Raw genomic sequence first — 3,445 nt, 5'->3', positions numbered from 1 at the left:
AGCCACAACAATCAACGTGGTCTGCGTGGTTTCTTGGCGAGTCGGCCAAACGACTTTACGAATTTCGGTACGAGCTTCCTTTACCAGGACCGCGAAAGACTTGCCTTTGGCAGTCTGCAGGCCTACAAAGGCAGCTACAGCAGCAAGAGCGAGCAAAGCGAGTACGCGGTACAGGATCGGCGAAGCAGAGTAGTACTGATTGCCAACAACGCCTACGACCACCAACGCGACCACAGCGAGCCACTTGACGAGATCGAAACGAGAGCTTTGAGCTTCAGCCTTAGGAGTCATCTATGAAGATCCTGTGAAAAGAAAGCCAGACACACCACGTGAATCTGGCAGGTCAGGAGGGAATCGAACCCCCAACCTACGGTTTTGGAGACCGTCGCTCTGCCAATTGAGCTACTGACCTAAAACAAAATCAGGCCGACCATTATGCAGGCCTGAAAAAGACTTTACAACAACCAACCCCACTAGACCTGAAATCACCTGGCAACAAAGCCAAATGCAACACCAACAAGCCGAGGCAGCTGTTAAAACAAAGGCAGATATTTTCATATCTGCCTTGTTATATGGAGCTCTTGAGCGGATTTGAACCGCTGACCTCACCCTTACCAAGGGTGTGCTCTACCAACTGAGCTACAAGAGCAAAACACATTGCACAACCTGCAAACTTGGAGCGGGTAGCGGGAATCGAACCCGCATCATCAGCTTGGAAGGCTGAGGTTCTACCACTAAACTATACCCGCGGAGCTTGCAGCTCACGCTAAAAATGGTGGAGGGGGAAGGATTCGAACCTTCGAAGTCGTAGACGTCAGATTTACAGTCTGATCCCTTTGGCCGCTCGGGAACCCCTCCTAAGCGAGCCGGCATTCTACATCACGCCGGCCTTCTGTCAAGCATTTTCTCATTAAAAATATGAGGTTAGCTGCGTTGACCTTCGCTTCACGCTGTAGACCGTAAAGGTCTTCACTGCGAAGCGGGCGCCATTCTATGCAAACTATTCGACAGTTGCAACGCCTTCGCACAACATTATTTTATGTTTTAACTCATTGAATTCCTTAGCAAGGTTTTCAAACGGCAGATCCTCAGCCAACCTCCTGCTTTCAGGGGCGACACGAAGCCAATAGCCGGAGGCATCAGGCGTATTGAGGAGAAGCACTTTGACCTTTATATCCAGGCTTATGAGGCGCTGCTCTACCGACTGGGCCTGGCGCTGATCAGCGAAACCACCGATGTATAGACACGTACTTTGTGCGTCAGGCGCTTTTGCCCGGTCGCGCCGAACCATGGGGTCAGAGGATTCACTCAATAGGCGAATATCCTGCTGAGAGCCCTTATAGAGACTCAGTGGCGTTACATCTTTAGCACGCAATGGGGCTTCCTGTTGATGCCAGATGTAATAGAAGGCATTGAGAACGAGCAAAAGCAAAAACAGCCAACGCATAAATACCTCAGGACAAAGGGCACGCCATCGCCAGACCAACAAAAACCAGATCAGGAACAAAACGAGCGTGAGGCACGGCATCGGAGACCAGGTCAGCATCCCCGCCAGTCAGAAAAACCGTGAAGTCATTCCCCCAATAGCTCCGAGCCAACTCAAGCTGTGTCAAAACAAACCCTCTGAGCATCAGCGTACAACCCCGCTCAACGGCTTCCACAGTCGTCCGCCCCGGCGAGAGGCGTGCCAGGGCCTGCTCTGCCGCAATATCGTCGTAGCGGATTTTGCGCGTGTGCGTTCGCAACTGGCTGCGCATGAGGGGCATTCCCGGGCAAATGAAGCCGCCAAGGTGCTCACCATCGGCAGCAATAAAGTCTGCAGTGGCTGCGGTACCGAAATCGAGTACCAGGCAGGCACCTGATGCCAGCTTGAAACCACCGAGCATTGCCAACCAACGATCCAGCCCAAGACGCTCAAACTCTTCGTAGCCGTTACGTACACCCGCCGCCTCCCTCGCTGAGACAGCACAAGACACAACAACCCCAAATGCCCCCTGCAATGCCTCAACCAACTGCCCGGTCTCTTCGGAGGCCCGAACACTTACCAGGCGGCAGCGCGTCAATGACAACCCCGGGATTGCCTTCAGGCCCTCGATCAACTCAAGGTCCGAGCCGACAACACCCTCAGCGGACGCCCTGGCCATAGGCGAATCGAGCACACGCCACTTGATAAAGCTATTCCCACAGTCGAGCTCAAGAATCATCACGCAACCTCAGGCTTAACTCACCGCCGCTGTATATTTTCTCGACACCCTCGACACTCAGCCGCAGCGCGCCCTGGTGATCAACACCCAGCACCACACCATCAATCTGGTTAACACCCGCGATAAGAGATACGGCCTTACCCTGCCACAAATGATTTCGCTCCCACTCTTCCTGAAGCGCAGCAAAACCGAAAGCCTTATGTCGCTCCAGGTGACTTTGCAACTGCAGTCCAAGGCGTGCGACCAAGTGATTTCGGTCGACAGGGGAGCCCGTCTCCAACTGCGCCGACGTCCACTGCTGATCGACCTCTGCCGCCTTCTGCATATTTACGTTGATCCCTATACCGAGCACAACATGGCAAACATCAGCGGGATCTCCAACCAATTCCAGCAAGATACCGGCAATTTTTTTCTGCCCAACCAGGACGTCATTCGGCCATTTCAAGGCGGCGCCCTGGACACCCAACTCACGCAGGGCCTGCATGACTGCCAATCCGACGACAAGGCTAAGCCCTTCCAACTGCCTCAGCCCGCCGTCAATGCGCAATACGAGGCTGTAATACAGGTTTTGAGCAAACGGACTGACCCACTTGCGGCCCCGCCTCCCTCTTCCCGCCGTTTGCTGCTCCGCAAGCACCAGAAATGGCGCCGCGCAACCTGTGCCGACGAGGCGCAAAGCCTCGGCATTGGTGGAGTCTATGGAGTCAGAGATGTAAACAGGCCACGCCAAAGCAGGAGCGCGCTCTTGAATTTCTTCAGCACTCAAGAACACCAATGGAGATGCTAGCTGGTACCCCCTGCCGCGAATTTTATGAATGGGCAGGTTCAATTCAGACTCCAGATGCTGGAGCTGCTTCCAAACAGCACTGCGGCTGACACCCAGGGCAGCACCGAGCGCCTCTCCGGAGTGGAATCGACCATCTTTGAGAAGTGTTAACAACGTCAGCATGCAAGCATCGCCTCACAATGAGGCACGCATGATAGCCATGCGCAAGGTCATTGCATAGAAAGGACAGGATTTAGCACTGGAGGCGGCTGCAAAGCAGGCTTACGTGGCATCTCAGCCTGGACGCGTTGTGATTAACGCCACTCGTGAGCGAGATTTACGCCTAAACGAGCGCCCAAAACAAAACCCCTGATTGCGTTAGCAATCAGGGGTTTCGGAATTTAATCTTGACGATGACCTACTCTCACATGGGGAAACCCCACACTACCATCGGCGATGCATCGTTTCACTACTG

The 3,445-nt window shown here is 53.9% G+C and carries 4 protein-coding genes and 4 tRNA genes; all 8 read right to left on the bottom strand.

What is annotated here, in order from left to right; translation table 11 throughout:
* Positions 1-291: preprotein translocase subunit SecE (gene secE / locus GIW28_RS30505; protein WP_236490493.1), on the bottom strand; the 291-nt coding region annotated here is incomplete at its 3' end.
* A gap of 45 nt (positions 292-336) precedes the next feature.
* Positions 337-412, bottom strand: a tRNA-Trp gene (locus GIW28_RS30500).
* A 161-nt stretch (positions 413-573) separates the two neighbouring features.
* Positions 574-649, bottom strand: a tRNA-Thr gene (locus GIW28_RS30495).
* A 26-nt stretch (positions 650-675) separates the two neighbouring features.
* Positions 676-749 (bottom strand) — tRNA-Gly (locus GIW28_RS30490).
* 24 nt (positions 750-773) lie between these two features.
* Positions 774-858, bottom strand: a tRNA-Tyr gene (locus GIW28_RS30485).
* A 142-nt stretch (positions 859-1,000) separates the two neighbouring features.
* On the bottom strand, positions 1,001-1,447 hold the full coding sequence (locus GIW28_RS30480; protein WP_017135960.1) for a hypothetical protein: 447 nt from the start codon (positions 1,445-1,447) through the stop codon (positions 1,001-1,003).
* Between the two features lie 7 nt (positions 1,448-1,454).
* The gene (locus tag GIW28_RS30475) at positions 1,455-2,204 is read right to left on the bottom strand and encodes a pantothenate kinase (protein ID WP_017135959.1); all 750 of its coding nucleotides are present in this window, start codon (positions 2,202-2,204) and stop codon (positions 1,455-1,457) included.
* Complete coding sequence (birA, locus tag GIW28_RS30470) at positions 2,194-3,153, bottom strand: bifunctional biotin--[acetyl-CoA-carboxylase] ligase/biotin operon repressor BirA (RefSeq protein ID WP_017135958.1); 960 nt, start codon at positions 3,151-3,153, stop codon at positions 2,194-2,196. Before birA ends, GIW28_RS30475 begins: the two co-directional genes overlap by 11 nt.
* Positions 3,154-3,445: the final 292 nt, after the last annotated feature.

Origin of the sequence: Pseudomonas sp. PA-5-4B (genome assembly GCF_021606215.1) — a bacterium.
Lineage (GTDB): Bacteria > Pseudomonadota > Gammaproteobacteria > Pseudomonadales > Pseudomonadaceae > Aquipseudomonas > Aquipseudomonas edaphica.
Note: the sequence above shows the minus strand (reverse complement) of the source record. Positions and strands in the feature narration are given on the sequence as shown.

What these genes read in the sequence shown, in the direction of transcription:
- GIW28_RS30480 (WP_017135960.1), bottom strand. Translation starts at nt 1,447, where the DNA reads ATGCGTTGGCTGTTTTTGCTTTTGCTCGTTCTCAATGCCTTCTATTAC.
- GIW28_RS30475 (WP_017135959.1), bottom strand. Translation starts at nt 2,204, where the DNA reads ATGATTCTTGAGCTCGACTGTGGGAATAGCTTTATCAAGTGGCGTGTG.
- birA (WP_017135958.1), bottom strand. Translation starts at nt 3,153, where the DNA reads ATGCTGACGTTGTTAACACTTCTCAAAGATGGTCGATTCCACTCCGGA.